The sequence below is a fragment of the Kitasatospora sp. NPDC056531 genome, assembly GCF_042794375.1.
Taxonomy (GTDB): domain Bacteria; phylum Actinomycetota; class Actinomycetes; order Streptomycetales; family Streptomycetaceae; genus Kitasatospora.
In genome coordinates this window covers 116,283-132,693 of the sequence record NZ_JBHTTU010000003.1, presented here as the reverse complement: position 1 = coordinate 132,693, position 16,411 = coordinate 116,283, and the positions used below count along the sequence as shown (strand labels likewise).

Genomic DNA, 16,411 nt, shown 5'->3' with positions numbered 1-16,411 from the left:
AGTCGCCGCGCGAGGTCTTCCGGGGGTCGCCCGGGCGTAACACGAGCGTAAAGAGCAGAGGTGAGACTGTCCCCATGGGCAAGCAGCAGCAGTTCGTGCTTCGGACGCTCGAAGAGCGTGACATCCGGTTCGTCCGGCTGTGGTTCACCGATGTGCTCGGGTTCCTGAAGTCGGTCGCAGTGGCGCCGGCCGAACTGGAGCAGGCCTTCGAGGAGGGCATCGGCTTCGACGGCTCGGCGATCGAGGGCTTCGCCCGGGTCTACGAGTCCGACATGATCGCCAAGCCGGACCCGACCACCTTCCAGATCCTGCCGTGGCGTTCGGAGACCCCGGGGACCGCCCGGATGTTCTGCGACATCCTGATGCCGGACGGCTCGCCCTCCTACGCCGACCCCCGGTTCGTGCTCAAGCGCACCCTGGAGAAGGCCTCCGACCTGGGCTTCACCTTCTACACCCACCCCGAGATCGAGTTCTTCCTGCTGAAGAACCTGCCGGGCGACGGCACCCCGCCGATCCCCGCCGACCAGTCCGGTTACTTCGACCACACCCCGCGCGGGGTGGGCCACGACTTCCGCCGCCAGGCGATCACCATGCTGGAGTCGATGGGCATCTCGGTCGAGTTCTCGCACCACGAGGGCGCCCCCGGCCAGCAGGAGATCGACCTGCGCTACGCCGACGCGCTGTCCACCGCCGACAACATCATGACCTTCCGACTGGTCATGAAGGAGGTCGCGCTGGAGCAGGGCGTGCACGCGAGCTTCATGCCCAAGCCGTTCTCCGAGCACCCGGGCAGCGGCATGCACACCCACGTGTCGCTGTTCGAGGGCGACCGCAACGCCTTCCACGAGTCCGGCGCCGAGTACCAGCTCTCCAAGGTCGGCAGATCCTTCATCGCCGGCCTGCTGCGGCACGCCGCCGAGACCGCCGCCGTCACCAACCAGTGGGTGAACTCCTACAAGCGGATCTGGGGCGGCTCCCAGCGCACCGCCGGCGCCGGCGGCGAGGCCCCCTCGTACATCTGCTGGGGCCACAACAACCGCTCGGCGCTGATCCGGGTGCCGATGTACAAGCCGGGCAAGCAGGGCTCCACCCGGATCGAGGTCCGCTCCCTGGACACCGGCTGCAACCCGTACCTCGCCTACGCCGTCACCCTCGCGGCCGGCCTCAAGGGCATCGAGGAGGGCTACGAGCTCCCGCCCGGCGCCGACGACGACGTGTGGGCGCTGTCCGACTCCGAGCGCCGGGCCCTCGGTATCCAGCCGATGCCGCAGAACCTCGGCGAGGCGATCGACCTCATGCAGCGCAGCGAGCTGGTCGCGGAGACGCTGGGCGAGCACGTCTTCGACTTCTTCCTGCGCAACAAGCGCCAGGAGTGGGAGGAGTACCGCTCCGAGGTCACCCCGTTCGAGCTGCGGAAGAACCTGCAGGTGCTCTGAGCCCGGCTCAAACCCCTCCGGGCCCGTTGTCGTTCGTTCGGACGACGGCGGGCCCGCGGTGCAACGAGGACGGGTTCGAACGGCGGGCCGGTCCGCCCGCCGGTCACGCCCGGCGCCGCGCCGCGCGGGCGCGTAACCTGCTGGGGGGACGGATGGAGGGGCCGATGGCGGTGGATGAGCAGCGGGCCGGGAGCCGGGTCAGCCGGCCCGAGATCAGGCTGGTCCGGCGCGGGTTCACCGACCCCGCCCAGGCGGTGCGGCTGCTGGCGGGCCCCGGACTGGAGGGCCTGGCCGACGACCCGGTGGTGCTGGACGCGCTCGGCGCCACCGCCGACCCCGACCTCGCGCTGCTGGGCCTGGCCCGGCTGCTGGAGGCCGCCGACGAACCCGAGCGGCACACCCTGCGCGACACCCTCACCACCTCCAAGCCGTTGCGCGACCGGCTGTTCGGCGTGCTCGGCGTCTCCACCGCGCTCGGCGACCACCTGGCCCGGCACCCGCACGACTGGCACGTGCTGGTCACCTTCGAGCTGCGCGACATGCACCCCGGCCCGGAGGACTTCCGCCGCGCCCTCGCCGAGGGCGTCCGGGACGACACCCTCAGCCCGGCGAACGCGCTGCGGGTCGCCTACCGCCGCTGCCTGCTGGCCATCGCCGCCCGCGACCTCACCGGCACCACCGACCTCGCCCAGACCGCCGCCGAACTCGCCGACCTGGCCGGCGCCACCCTGCAGACCGCCCTGGACCTCGCCACCGAGCAGGACCCGGAGGCCGCCGCGGCCTGCCGGCTCGCGGTGATCGGCATGGGCAAGTGCGGCGGCCGCGAACTCAACTACGTCTCGGACGTGGACGTCATCTTCGTCGCCGAGCCGCGCGACGGCGTGGACGAGCACGAGGCGGTCAAGGCCGCCACCCGGCTGGCCGCGGCACTCACCCGGCTCTGCTCGGACACCACCGGCGAGGGCACCATCTGGCCGGTGGACGCCAACCTGCGCCCGGAGGGCCGCAACGGCCCGCTGGTGCGCACCCTGGGCAGCCACCTCGCCTACTACCAGCGCTGGGCCAAGACCTGGGAGTTCCAGGCGCTGCTCAAGGCCCGCCCGGTCGCCGGGGACGCCGAACTCGGCGCCGCGTACGTCGAGGCGCTCGCCCCGATGGTCTGGCAGGCCGCCGCCCGGGAGAACTTCGTCACCGACGTGCAGCAGATGCGCCGCCGGGTGATCGACTCCATCCCGGCCACCGAACTGGACCGCCAGCTCAAACTCGGCCCGGGCGGGCTGCGCGACGTCGAGTTCTCCGTCCAGCTGCTCCAGCTGGTGCACGGCCGCACCGATCCGGCGCTGCGCAGCGGCAACACCCTGGAGGCGCTGGCCGCGCTCTCCCGCGGCGGGTACGTCGGCCGGGCGGACGCCGCCTCGCTGGACGCCGCGTACCGCTTCCTGCGCTCGCTGGAGCACCGCATCCAGCTGCACCGGCTGCGCCGCACCCACCTGATGCCCACCGCCGAGGAGGACCAGCGCCGCCTCGCCCGCTCGCTCGCCGCGCTGATCAACGACGACACCCGCTCCGACCCGGTGGCCGCGCTGCAGCGCGAGTGGAAGCGGCACGCGGTGGAGGTCCGGCGGCTGAACGAGAAGCTGTTCTACCGCCCGCTGCTCGACGCCGTCGCCGAGCTGCCGCCCGGCGCCGCCGGGCTGACCCCGGACGCGGCCCGGGCCCGGCTGGAGGCGCTCGGCTACGCCGACCCGGCCGCCGCGCTGCGGCACATCAGCGCGCTCGCCTCCGGGGTGAGCCGCAAGGCGGCGATCCAGCGCACCCTGCTGCCGGTGCTGCTCGGCTGGTTCGCCGACTCGGCCGACCCGGACGCCGGGCTGCTCAACTTCCGCCAGGTCTCCGACGCGCTCGGCCGCACCCCCTGGTACCTGCGGCTGCTGCGGGACGAGAGCGCCGCCGCCGAGCAGCTGGCCCGGGTGCTGTCGGCCGGCCGGCTCGCCCCCGACCTGCTGCTGCGCGCCCCCGAGGCGGTGGCCATGCTGGGCGACCCGCAGGGCCTGGTGCCGCGCGGCCGGGCGGCGCTGCAGTCGGAGATACTGGCCGCCGTCGGCCGGGCCGGGTCCACCGCCACCGCCGTGGCCGCCGCCCGGTCGGTGCGCCGCCGGGAGCTGTTCCGTACGGCCGCGGCGGACGTGCTCGGCCGGCTCGGGGAGGAGCCGGGCGAGGCGCTGGACACCGCGGGGGAGGCGCTGACCGCGCTCAACGCCGCCACCCTGCAGGGCGCGCTGCGCGCCTGCGTGGCCGGCTGGGAGGCCGAGCACGGGGACCTGCCGACCCGGATCGCGGTGATCGCGATGGGCCGCTTCGGCGGTCACGAGCTGGGCTACGGCTCGGACGCCGACGTGCTCTTCGTCCACGAGCCGCTGCTCGGCTCGCTGGAGCAGGAGGCGGCCCGAGCCGCCCAGGCGATCTGCAACGAGCTGCGGACCCTGCTGGCCGCGCCGTCCACCGAGCCGCCGCTGCTGGTCGACGCCGATCTGCGGCCGGAGGGGCGCAGCGGCCCGCTGGTGCGCACCCTGGCCTCGTACGCCGCCTACTACCGGCGCTGGTCGCACGCCTGGGAGAGCCAGGCGCTGCTGCGGGCCGAGCCGGTGGCCGGGGACGAGGAGCTGGGGACGCGGTTCCGGCAGCTGATCGACCCGCTGCGCTTCCCGGGCACCGGGGTGCCGGAGCGGGACCTGCTGGAGATCCGCCGGATCAAGGCGCGGATCGAGGCCGAGCGGCTGCCGCGCGGGGCCGATCCGACCACCCACACCAAGATCGGCCGGGGCGGGCTGGCGGACGTGGAGTGGACGGTGCAGCTGCTCCAGCTCCAGCACGGGCACGAACTGCCGGCCCTGCGCACCACCAGGACCAGGGCCGCGCTGGCGGCCGCCACGGGGGCCGGGCTGGTCGAGCCGACGGACGCGGAGGTGCTGGACGCGGCCTGGGTGCTGGCCTCCCGGGTGCGGGCGGCGGTGATGCTGGTGCGCGGGCGGCCGGGGGACAGCTTCCCGGGCGAGGCCCGGGAGCTGGCCGGGGTAGCCCGCTACCTGGGGTACGGCGCCGGGCACAGCGGGGAGCTGGTGGACGACTACCGGCGCACCACCCGGCGGGCCCGGGCGGTGGTGGACCGGCTGTTCTACGGGTCCGGCTGAGCCGTCACGGGCATGCGAAAGGGGCCCCTGCGTGAGGGGCCCCTGTTCGGTACGGCTACCGCCGGGCGGTGCTGACCGCCGGTTCGCTCCACTGCTCCGGGACGGTGATCGGCTCCTCCGTCGCCTTCTCCCGGGTGGGCACCCGGGGCAGCTTGTAGACCCACTCGTGGTACAGCCAGCGGGCCACGAGGAAGCCCAGCATGAGGCAGATCTCGCCGCCGACGGCGTCCATCCAGAAGTGGTTGGCGGTCGAGACGATGACCAGCAGGGTGGCGGCCGGGTACATCAGACCGAGCGCCCTGACCCACTTCCGGCGGGCCAGGAAGAAGATCGCCAGGCCGCACCACATCGACCAGCCGATGTGCATCGAGGGCATCGCGGCGTACAGGTTGGAGACGTGTGCGGCGGGCCCGGAGGCGAACGAGCCCCAGGTGTGGTGGGTCTGCACGGTGTCGATGAAGCCGCCGTCGGTCATCAGCCGGGGCGGGGCCAGCGGGAAGCCGTAGAAGCCGACCAGGGCGATCAGGGTGGTGACGAACAGCACCGTGCGGGCGGCCACGTACCGGCCGGGGTGGCTGCGGTAGAGCCAGACCAGGACGCCGATCGTCATGATGAAGTGCAGCGTCGCGTAGTAGTAGTTCATCCCGGTGATGAGCCACCCGACGCTGTCCATGGCGTGGTTGACCGAGCGCTCGACCGCGATGCCGAGGTTCTGCTCCAGGTCCCAGATCCAGCGCGCGTGCTTCTGGGCTATCGCTTCCTGTTCCGGGACGGCGTTGCGGACGATCGAGTAGAGCCAGTAGCTGATCCCGATCAGGGCCAGCTCGATCCAGATCCGCGGCCGGGCCGGCGAGCGGCGCTGGTCGCGGATGCGGGCGCGCAGGGCGGCGGTGCGGGACTGGGCGGCACGGGTGGCTCCTTCGGGCAGCCGGGCCGCGGTGGCCGTCGCTGCTTCGGAACCGCCACCGTGGGCCGCGTCGGCGCGCTCGGCGTCGCCTCGCTGGATCTCGGTCGGTTCCCCCATGGACGGCAAGTCTGCCAGACCGCTCGTAGCCGTCTGCTCATCCTCCGGAAGTGGATTCTTCACCGGCTGTCCCCCTTGAGGGGTAGGGGGCGGATCCCACCGGGGTAGGGGGTGCGATCGGGTCTGGTGGTTACCGGTGGAGCGGACATACGTCCCATTGTCAGGCCGACGGCCGGAGGGGCGTAACCGGGGTGGTCCGGAGCGCCCGTGGCCTGGATTTTCCCGGCACGAAACGCTTTCTGCATCTTGCTGAAACATATTGCAGGCCGCTAGCTTCCTGGGAAATCGATCGCCCTTCCCCCTAAGGGAGCCCCTCAGTGGCCGATACGCCGCTCCGCCCCCGACGGAGCACTGCCCGACGGAGCACCGGCCGCCGCAGACCCGGCCGCACGGCCGTGCTGCTGGCCGCCGCACTGACCGCCGCCACGCTCGGCGGCGCCCCCGCGGCCCTCGCCGCCGCCCCGCCGCCCCCGCCCTCGGACGCCGCGCTGGCGGCCACCGCCGGGCGGCACGACCTCACCCGCGAGCAGTTCTACTTCGTCCTGCCCGACCGCTTCGCCAACGGCGACGCCGCCAACGACACCGGCGCCAAACTCCCGGATGGCATCACCGGGGGCCGGCTGGACAACGGCTTCGACCCCGGCGACAAGGGCTTCTACCACGGCGGCGACCTGGCCGGTCTGATCCAGAAGCTCGACTACATCCAGAACCTCGGCACCACCGCGATCTGGATGGCCCCGATCTTCAAGAACAATCCGGTGCAGGGCAGCGGAGCCGACGCCTCGGCCGGCTACCACGGCTACTGGATCACCGACTTCACCCAGGTCGACCCGCACTTCGGCACCAACGAGCAGCTGAAGGAGCTGATAGCCAAGGCTCACGCGCGCGGCATCAAGGTCTTCTTCGACGTCATCACCAACCACACCGCCGACGTCGTCGACTACGCCGAGCAGCAGCACGGCTACCGCTCGGTCGGTGCGTACCCGACCCTCGACGCCGACGGCAACCCGGTCGACGAGACCGCGATCGCCGACGCCGGCGCCCCCTGGCCGAAGATCACCAAGGACTCCTTCCCCTACACCCCGGTTTTCCGCACCCCGGCCGACGCCAAGGCCAAGAGCCCGTCCTGGCTCAACGACCCGGCGCTGTACCACAACCGCGGCGACTCGACCTTCGTCGGCGAGTCCGCCACCGAGGGCGACTTCAACGGCCTGGACGACCTGGACACCCAGAACCCCCGGGTGGTGAAGGGCTTCGAGCAGGTCTACCAGCAGTGGGTCAAGGACACCGGTGTGGACGGCTTCCGGATCGACACCGTCAAGCACGTCGACATGGCCTTCTGGCAGCAGTGGGCGCCCGCGCTCAAGGACTTCGCCACCAAGCAGGGCAACAAGAAGTTCTTCATGTTCGGCGAGGTCTACTCCGGCGACCCGGCGGTCACCTCGCCGTACGTCACCAAGGGCAAGCTGCAGGCCACGCTCGACTTCCCGTTCCAGGGCGCGGCCCGCTCGTACGTCTCGCAGGGCGGCTCGGCCAGGAACCTCGCCGACGTCTACGCCCAGGACTACCGCTACACCAGCGCCGACACCGACGCGTACGAGCTGCCGACCTTCCTCGGCAACCACGACATGGGCCGCTTCGGCTCCTTCCTGCTCGCCGACAACCCGGGCGCCGACGACGCCACCCTGCTGAAGAAGGACCGGCTCGGCAGCGAGCTGCAGTTCCTCACCCGCGGCCAGCCCGTCGTCTACTACGGCGACGAACAGGGCTTCACCGGCGCGGGCGGCGACAAGGACGCCCGGCAGGACATGTTCGCCTCCAGGACTCCCTCCTACAACAGCGACCGGGTGCTCGGCGGCGCCTCCGGCCCGGCCGACCGGTACGGGCAGGGCGGCGAGCTCTACCAGGGCATCGCGGGCCTGGCCAAGCTGCGCCGGGACAACCCGGCGCTGGCCGACGGCGCACAGATCGAGCGCTACGCGGCCGACGGCGCAGGCGTGTACGCCTTCTCCCGGATCGACGCCGGCCAGCAGGTCGAGTACCTGGTGGCGGTCAACAACGCCACCGAGGCGAAGACCGTCACGCTGGACACCTTCTCGGCGGGGATGGGCTTCGACCCGATCTACCCCTCGGCCGGAGCACGGGTCACCAGCGGCGCGGACCGCAAGCTGACCGTGACCGTACCGGCGCTGTCCTCCGTGGTGCTCAAGGCGGGCGCCAGGCTGGCGCCGGTCGGCGCCGCGCCGCAGCTCTCGGTGCAGCCGCCGGCGGACGGGTCCACCGGCCCGGTCACGGTCGGCGCCACGGCGGACGGCGGCGGCTTCGACCGGGTGAGCTTCGCCGCCCAGATCGGCAACGGGCCCTGGCAGACCCTGGGGACGGCCGACACCGGGAAGTCCGGCTCCGACGGCCGGAGGCTCTTCGCCGTCACCCAGGACCTGAGCGCGGTCGCGCCCGGCACGGTGGTGCGGTACAAGGCTGTCGTGCAGGACTCCAGCGGCCATCTGCGCTCCGCCACCGCGAGCTTCACCACCGGCGCCCCCGCGCCCAAGCCGGTGCCCACCGCCGGCGCCCGCCCGTACGCCGTCGTCCACTACAACCGGCCGGACGGCGACTACGACGGCTGGAACCTCTACGCCTGGGGCGACCTCGCCGACGGCGAGGGCACGCAGTGGCCGGCCGGGCACCCCTTCATCGGGCGGGACGCGTACGGGGCCTTCGCCTACGTGCGGCTGAAGCCCGGGGCCTCGGACGTCGGCTTCATCGTCGAGAAGAACGGCGTCAAGGACGTGGACGCCGACCGGCACATCGACGTCGGCGCCGCCGGCGAGGTGTGGCTGAAGCAGGGCGACGCGACCGTCCGTACGGCCGACCCGGGCCCGGCGAACACACAGCCGGCGAACACCGCCGTGATCCACTACAACCGGGCGGACGGGAACTACGACGGCTGGGGCCTGCACGACTGGACCGGCGCCGCCAACCCCACCGACTGGGGCAAGCCGCTGATGCCGGCCCGCCGGGACGCCTTCGGCGCCGTCTTCGAGGTGCCGCTCGCCCCCGGGGCGACCAGCCTCAGCTACATCCTGCACAACGGCAACGACAAGGACCTGCCCGCCGACCAGTCGCTGGACTTCGCCGTCAACGGCAAGGAGGTGTGGATCCTCGGCGGCCGTGAGGGCTACCTGCTGCCGCAGAACCCCGCCGCCTCCTCGCAGTTGGACCTCTCCGGCGCCAAGGCCCAGTGGATCGACGCGAAGACCGTCGTCGTCCCGGCGAACTACGGCGCCACCGACCAGGCCCTGGCCGGCGGCACCAGCGCCCAGCTCGTCTACGACCCCGAGGGCGGCATCCGTGCCGACAAGGGCGTGCTGACCAAGCCGGGCAGGTGGATCCGCCTCAACCCCGTGGCCGGCGGGCTGACCGACGCCCAGAAGGCCAAGTACCCGCACCTGGCGGGCTACCGGGCCTTCACCGTCGACGCCCGGGACACCGCCCGCGTCCCGGCCGCGCTGCGCGGCCAGCTGCTGTTCACCGAACACCTGCCGAGCGGCGCGGTGCTGGCCGGGACGGGCGTCCAGACCCCGGGCGTGCTGGACGACCTGTACGCGCGTCGCACCGGCAAGGTGGACTTCGGCCCGGCGTACTACGACGGCAAGGTCGCGCTCTCCCTGTGGGCACCGACCGCCCAGGAGGTGTCCGTCCAGGTCTTCGACAGCGCCACCGGGGGCACCCCGAGGACGCTGCCGCTGAAACTGGACGACGAGACCGGGGTGTGGGAAGCCGTCCGCGACAAGCAGGAGTTGGACGGCAAGTACTACCTGTACCAGGTGAAGGTCTGGGCGCCGTCGGTGCAGCAGCTGGTGGTCAACACCGTCACCGACCCGTACTCGGTGGCGCTGTCCACCGACTCCAAGCGCAGCCTGGTCGCCGATCTGGACGCCAAGGAGCTCAAGCCGCAGGGCTGGGACGACCAGCCCCGCCCGCAGGCCGTCCCGCCCGCGCAGCAGCAGATCCAGGAGCTGCACGTCCGGGACTTCTCGGTGGAGGACACCACCGTCCCGGAGGCCGAGCGCGGCACCTACCTGGCGTTCACCGAGTCCGACTCGGCCGGGATGAAGCACCTCCGGGACCTCGCCAAGGCCGGGGTGACCACGGTGCACCTGCTGCCGACCTTCGACATCGCCACCATCCACGAGAACCGGGCCGACCAGAAGCTGCCGGCCTGCGACCTCAAGTCCCTGCCGCCGGACAGCCCGAAGCAGCAGGAGTGCGTGGCGGCCGTCGCCGCCGACGACGCGTACAACTGGGGCTACGACCCGCTGCACTACAACGTGCCGGAGGGCTCGTACGCCACTGACCCGAACGGGACCGCACGGACCGTGCAGTTCCGGCAGATGGTGCAGGCGATGCACGCGGCCGGGCTGCGGGTGGTGCTGGACGTGGTCTACAACCACACCGCCGCCAGCGGCCAGGCCGAGCACTCGGTGCTGGACAAGGTCGTCCCCGGCTACTACCAGCGGCTGGACGCCGACGGCAAGGTGACGGCGGACAGTTGCTGCGCCGACACCGCGCCCGAGCACGCCATGATGAACCGGCTGGTGGTCGACTCGGTGACCCTGTGGGCCCGCGAGTACCAGGTCGACGGCTTCCGCTTCGACCTGATGGGCCTCGACCCGAAGTCCACCATGCTGGACGTGCAGGCCGCGCTGCGGAAGATGACGCCCGAGTCGGACGGCGTGGACGGGAAGAACATCTTCCTCTACGGCGAGGGCTGGAACTTCGGCACCGTCGCCAACAACGCCCGGTTCGAGCAGGCCACCCAGCAGAACATGGCCGGCACCGGCATCGCCACCTTCGACGACCGGATCCGCGACGCCGCCCGCGGCGGCAACTTCATGCTCAGCTCGGCGCCGCAGCAGGGCTTCGCCTCGGGCCTGTACACCGACCCCAACGGCTCGCCCGCGAACGGCAGCCCTCAGGAGCAGAAGGCCCGACTGCTGCACCAGATGGACCAGTTGAAGGTCGGGCTGACCGGTAACCTGGCCGGCTACTCCTTCACCGACAGCTCGGGCAAGGCCGTCACCGGCGCCCAGGTCGACTACAACGGTGCCCCGACCGGGTACGCGGCCAAGCCGGGCGAGGCGGTGGAGTACGTGGACGCCCACGACAACACCGACCTGTTCGACGCGCTCGCGTACAAGCTGCCGACCGGCACCGCGCCCGCCGACCGGGCCCGGATGCAGGCGCTCGGGCTGTCGCTGACCGCGCTCACCCAGGGCGCGGGCTTCGCCCAGGCCGGCAGCGACCTGCTGCGCTCCAAGTCGCTGGACTCCAACGCCTACGACTCGGGCGACTGGTTCAACGCCATCCACTGGCCCAATCCGTCGACGGGGGCCGCGGACGGCAACGGCTGGGGCCGCGGCCTGCCGATGGCCAAGGACAACCAGGAGATGTGGCCGACCGCCCGGTCCCTGCTGTCCAACCCGAAGTTGACCGTGGGCGCGGCCGACATCCAGGCGACCACCGCGCAGTTCCAGGACTTCCTGCGGATCAAGCAGTCCTCGCCGCTGTTCTCGCTCCCCACCCTGGCCGACGTCCAGCAGCGGCTGTCGTACCCGCTCTCCGGCACGTCCGGCGAGACGCCCGGGGTGATCACCCTGCACCTGGACGGCACCGGGCTGCCGGGTGCGGAGAAGGGCATCACGGTGGTCTTCAACGCCACGCCCACCACCCAGACCCAGGTCGTGGCCAAGCTGTCGGGGACCGGCCAGGCGCTGCACCCCGTCCAGGCGGCCGGGGTGGACCAGGTGGTGAAGCAGTCCGGCTTCGACGCCGCGACCGGGACCTTCACCGTGCCGGGTCGTACCGTGGCGGTATTCGTCCAGAACTGACCCACTGATTCCGACCGTCCGGTAACTCCCGGGCCCCGCACCGCTGTTACGGCCGGTGCGGGGCCCGGTTCCGTTTCCGCCGGGGAATGGCCGGAATCCGGCGGTGGCACGGCCGGAACTGTCACGTGCCGTACCCGCGCGGCGCTGCCGCCTACCGTGCGGTAGGGGGCGGAGGGCTGAGCGCTGGTCAGTCACCTCCGGCTGTGATCGAACTTTGCCGGGACCATGAAAACCGTGTTCAGGACTTGGTTATGCCGTAACACAACTGACGACCCGTTGTGCATACGGTTTCGGTAATGAATCGGCCAATCAGTGGCATGCATCTGTCATTGGCGGCGCGTTTGCTGCCACGATTCCTCCGGCTGCAGACGAGGGGGCCCCACCCCCCGGTGCAGTTGCCCCAGTTGAGGTGCAGCGCCTCCCAACCCTGCAACGAGCCCCTGCAACGCCCGTGAGCACCGCAATCGCACCCCCGTCGCACCCGGCGGGGGCCCCCACTGCGCCGCAACCCTGCGGCCCAGATTCTCTCCACCGTGCGCGAACCGGCGCCGGTCGGAAAAGGAGTCCGCATGTCCCGTTACGCTCACACCCGGAAGGCGGCGGTCGTCCTGGCCGCCACCACCGCGCTGCTGGTCACCGGCATACCGGTGATCGCCCAGGCCGCCCCGGACGCGCCGGCCGCCGTCGCCGCCCAGCAGACCACCCGGGCCGCGCTGATCGCCTCGGCGAACCAGCAGACCGCCTCCCTCGCCCAGGCCCTCGGCCTGGACGGCAAGGAGAAGCTGGTCACCAAGGACGTCGTCCAGGACGCCAACGGCGGTCGCCACCTGCGCTACGAGCGCACATACGCCGGACTCCCCGTCCTGGGCGGCGACCTGATCGTCCACCAGGACGCGGCCGGCGCCACCAAGAGCGTGACCAAGGCCAGCGAGGCCAACCTCGCGGGCGTCGACACCACCCCGACCCAGGCCGCCCCGAAGGCCCAGGAGGCCGCGCTCGCCGCCGAGCAGGGCTCGGTCGACTCCGCCCCGCGCCTGGTCGTCTGGGCCGCCGACGGCACCCCGAAGCTCGCCTGGGAGACGGTCGTCAACGGCCGCGAGTCCGACGGCACCCCGAGCAAGCTGCACGTGGTCACCGACGCCAAGACCGGTGCCGTGCTCAGCAAGGCCGACGGCATCAAGCGCGGCACCGGCACCGGCGTGTTCGTCGGTACCGTCCCGCTGACCACCACCCAGAGCGGCTCGACCTACTCGCTCAAGGACGCCACCCGCGGCGGCCAGTACACCACCGACATGAACAACGGCACCTCCGGCAACGGCACGCTGTTCTCCAAGTCCTCCGACACCTGGGGCAACGGCCAGGTCAGCAACCGAGAGTCGGCCGCCGTCGACGCCCAGTACGGCGCCGCCGCCACCTGGGACTTCTACAAGAACACCTTCGGCCGCAGCGGCATCAAGAACGACGGCGTCGGCGCGATGAGCCGGGTCCACTACGACACCGGCTACGTCAACGCATTCTGGGACGACAGCTGCTTCTGCATGACCTACGGCGACGGCACGAGCGACACCCACCCGCTCACCGAACTCGACGTCTCCGGCCACGAGATGAGCCACGGCGTCACCTCGGCCACCGCCAACCTGAACTACTCGGGCGAGTCCGGCGGCCTCAACGAGGCCACCTCCGACATCATGGGCACCGGCGTCGAGTTCTACGCCAACCTGCCCGCCAACCCGCCGAACTACCTGATCGGCGAGCTGATCAACATCAACGGCGACGGCAAGCCGCTGCGCTACATGGACAAGCCCTCCACGGACGGCTCGTCGGCCGACTCCTGGTACTCGGGCGTCGGCAACCTGGACGTGCACTACTCGTCCGGCGTCGCCAACCACTTCTTCTACCTGCTGTCCGAGGGCAGCGGCGCGAAGACCATCAACGGCTTCAACTACAACAGCCCGACGGTCAACAACATCTCCGTCACCGGCATCGGCCGCGACAAGGCGCTGCAGGTCTGGTACAAGGCGCTGACCGCCTACATGACCTCCACCACCGACTACGCGGCCGCCCGCACCGCGACCCTGAACGCGGCCACCGACCTGTACGGCGCGAACAGCGCCGAGTACAACCAGGTCGCCACCGCCTGGGCCGCCGTCAACGTCGGCTCGCTGCCCAACCCGGGCGGCGTCACCGTCACCAACCCGGGCAACCAGTCCACTGCGGTGGGCGGCTCGGTCAACCTGCAGATCAAGGCCTCGGGCGGCACCGCGCCGCTGTCGTACAGCGCGAGCGGCCTGCCGGCCGGCCTGGCCATCAACGCCAACACCGGTGTGATCACCGGCACCGCGACCACCGCGGGCAGCTCCAACGTGACGGTCACGGTGAAGGACTCGGCCGGCAAGACCGGGACGACCAGCTTCACCTGGGCGGTCACCGGTGGTGGCGGTGGCAGCTGCACCCCGGCGCAGCTGCTGGGCAACCAGGGCTTCGAGACGGGCACGGCGGCGCCGTGGACCGCGAGCTCGGGCGTGATCGACAACAGCTCCTCGCAGGCGGCGCACGGCGGTTCGTGGAAGGCGTGGCTGGACGGTTACGGCAGCACCCACACGGACACGCTGTCCCAGACGGTGACGATCCCGGCGGGCTGCAAGGCGACGCTGAGCTTCTGGCTGCACGTCGACACCGCCGAGACCGGGTCCACGGCGTACGACAAGCTGACCGTGCAGGTGAACGGCACCACGCTGAAGACCTACTCCAACGTGGACGCCGCGGCCGGCTACCAGCAGCGCACCTTCGACCTCTCGTCCTACGCGGGCCAGACGGTCACCCTGAAGTTCACCGGCACCGAGGACTCCTCGCTGCAGACGAGCTTCGTGATCGACGACACTTCGATCCAGACCAGCTGACGTCCGGTCGGTAGGCGAAGGCCCGGCAGCCACGGCTGCCGGGCCTTCGCCGCGTCCCGGATACTGCTTCGGATACTGATGCGGAAACGTTTCTGTCGGTTGCCTTGACGCTGTCTTCCCATGGCTCTAAGTTCTCTGCAAGTTTCCGGCAAGTTACAGAATTTTCTTGCAGGACCTCAGAGATTCATCCCGGCTGCCCCACCCCAGCCACCTCCATGGAGACAACGTGGTCACCACCCCCACCCGCCGGCCCGCCCGCGCGGCCGGTGCGCTCGCCGCCTCGGCGGCGCTCGCGCTCTCGCTCACCGGAAGTCTCGGCACCCCCGCCGCCCACGCCACCCCGCCCGCGAACAACGGCAAAGACGTCACCGCCACCCTCTTCGAGTGGCGCTTCGACTCGGTCGCCCAGGCCTGCACCTCCACCCTCGGCCCGAAGGGCTACGGCTTCGTCGAGGTCTCGCCGCCCCAGGAGCACATCCAGGGCCCGCAATGGTGGACCTCGTACCAGCCGGTCAGCTACCAGATCGCCGGGCGGCTCGGCGACCGCACCTCCTTCAAGAACATGGTCGACACCTGCCACGCGGCCGGGGTCAAGGTGATCGCCGACGCCGTCGTCAACCACATGACGGCCGGCTCCGGGACGGGCACCGGCGGCACGGTGTACACCAAGTACAACTACCCCGGCACGTACCAGGACCAGGACTTCCACACCTGCCGCCAGCCGATCACCAACTACCAGGACCGCACCAACGTGCAGGACTGCGAACTGGTCAACCTGGCCGACCTGGACACCGGCAGCGCCTACGTCCAGACCACCATCGCGCACTACCTGGACGACCTGGGCTCGCTCGGCGTCGACGGCTACCGGATCGACGCCGCCAAGCACATCGCCGCCGGCGAGCTCGCCGCGATCAAGGCCAAGATGGCCAACCCCAACGCCTACTGGGTGCAGGAGGTCATCTACGGCGCCGGCGAGCCGATCCAGCCCTCCGAGTACACCGGCAACGGCGACGTCGACGAGTTCCGGGTCGGCACCGACCTCAAGCGCATCTTCACCAGCGACAAGCTCGCCAACCTCAGCGGCTGGGGCGCCTCCTGGGGCTACCTGCCGAGCGGCCAGGCGCGCAGCTTCATCGACAACTGGGACACCGAGCGCAACGGCTCCACCCTCAACTACACCTACGGCAACACCTACACGCTGGCCAACGTCTTCCTGCTGGCCTCGACCTACGGCTCGCCCAACATCTACTCGGGCTACAGCTTCACCAACAACGACGACGGCCCGCCCAACGGCGGCACCGTGAACGCCTGCTACCAGGACGGCTGGAACTGCACCCACGCCTGGCGGCAGATCGCCAACATGGTCGGCTTCCGCAACGCGGTCGCGGGCACCGGGGTGACCGACTGGTGGTCCAACGGCAACAATGCGATCGCCTTCGGCCGCGGCAACCGGGGCTACGTCGCGATCAACCACGAGAGCGGCGCGATCACCCAGACCTTCCAGACCGGGCTGCCCGCCGGGACGTACTGCGACGTCCAGCACGGTGACCCGCAGCCGGGCGGCGGCTGCACCGGCCCGACGTACCAGGTGGGGGCCAACGGGCAGTTCACCGCGACGGTCGGCGCGGGCGACGCGGTCGCGCTGTACGTCCAGCCCGGGACGAACGTCTCCGGCGCCTCCTTCAACGTCAACGCGACCACCTCGTACGGTCAGAACATCTATGTGGTGGGTGACGTCCCCGCGCTCGGCGGCTGGGACCCGGCCAAGGCGCTGCCGCTCTCCTCGGCCGGCTACCCGGTCTGGTCGCTCGCGCTGTCGCTGCCGGGCGGCACGTCCTTCCAGTACAAGTACATCCGCAAGGACGCGAGCGGGGCGGTGACCTGGGAGTCCGGGGCCAACCGCACGGCGACCGCGCCCTCCTCGGGGAACGTCACGCTGAACGACGCCTGGCAGCCGTAGCCCCGGGAC

6 protein-coding genes are annotated in these 16,411 nt (G+C 71.2%); 5 read left to right on the top strand and 1 reads right to left on the bottom strand.

The genetic code is table 11. The annotated features are described in order from the left end of the window. Positions 1-74 precede the first annotated feature (74 nt). Positions 75-1,436 (top strand): type I glutamate--ammonia ligase, encoded by a 1,362-nt coding sequence (glnA, locus tag ACFQ87_RS05305; protein WP_380609224.1) that lies wholly within the window; start codon positions 75-77, stop codon positions 1,434-1,436. A gap of 164 nt (positions 1,437-1,600) precedes the next feature. Then, positions 1,601-4,627 carry a bifunctional [glutamine synthetase] adenylyltransferase/[glutamine synthetase]-adenylyl-L-tyrosine phosphorylase gene (locus ACFQ87_RS05300; RefSeq protein WP_380609223.1) on the top strand — a complete coding sequence of 1,009 codons (3,027 nt, stop codon included), beginning with the start codon at positions 1,601-1,603 and terminating at the stop codon, positions 4,625-4,627. A 55-nt stretch (positions 4,628-4,682) separates the two neighbouring features. Here ACFQ87_RS05300 and ACFQ87_RS05295 read toward each other — a convergent pair whose 3' ends face one another. Further along, on the bottom strand, positions 4,683-5,651 hold the full coding sequence (locus ACFQ87_RS05295; protein WP_380609222.1) for a phosphatase PAP2 family protein: 969 nt from the start codon (positions 5,649-5,651) through the stop codon (positions 4,683-4,685). Positions 5,652-5,968: 317 nt separating this feature from the next. Here ACFQ87_RS05295 and pulA point away from each other — a divergent pair, with 317 nt between their 5' ends. From pulA to ACFQ87_RS05280, 3 genes are all read left to right on the top strand, one after another. Further along, positions 5,969-11,542, top strand: coding sequence for a pullulanase-type alpha-1,6-glucosidase (pulA, locus tag ACFQ87_RS05290; protein ID WP_380609221.1), 5,574 nt, complete (start codon positions 5,969-5,971; stop codon positions 11,540-11,542). Positions 11,543-12,111: 569 nt separating this feature from the next. Next, the gene (locus tag ACFQ87_RS05285; RefSeq protein ID WP_380609220.1) at positions 12,112-14,442 is read left to right on the top strand and encodes a M4 family metallopeptidase; all 2,331 of its coding nucleotides are present in this window, start codon (positions 12,112-12,114) and stop codon (positions 14,440-14,442) included. A gap of 226 nt (positions 14,443-14,668) precedes the next feature. Next, positions 14,669-16,402 carry a carbohydrate-binding module family 20 domain-containing protein gene (locus tag ACFQ87_RS05280; RefSeq protein ID WP_380609219.1) on the top strand — a complete coding sequence of 578 codons (1,734 nt, stop codon included), beginning with the start codon at positions 14,669-14,671 and terminating at the stop codon, positions 16,400-16,402. Positions 16,403-16,411 lie beyond the last annotated feature (9 nt).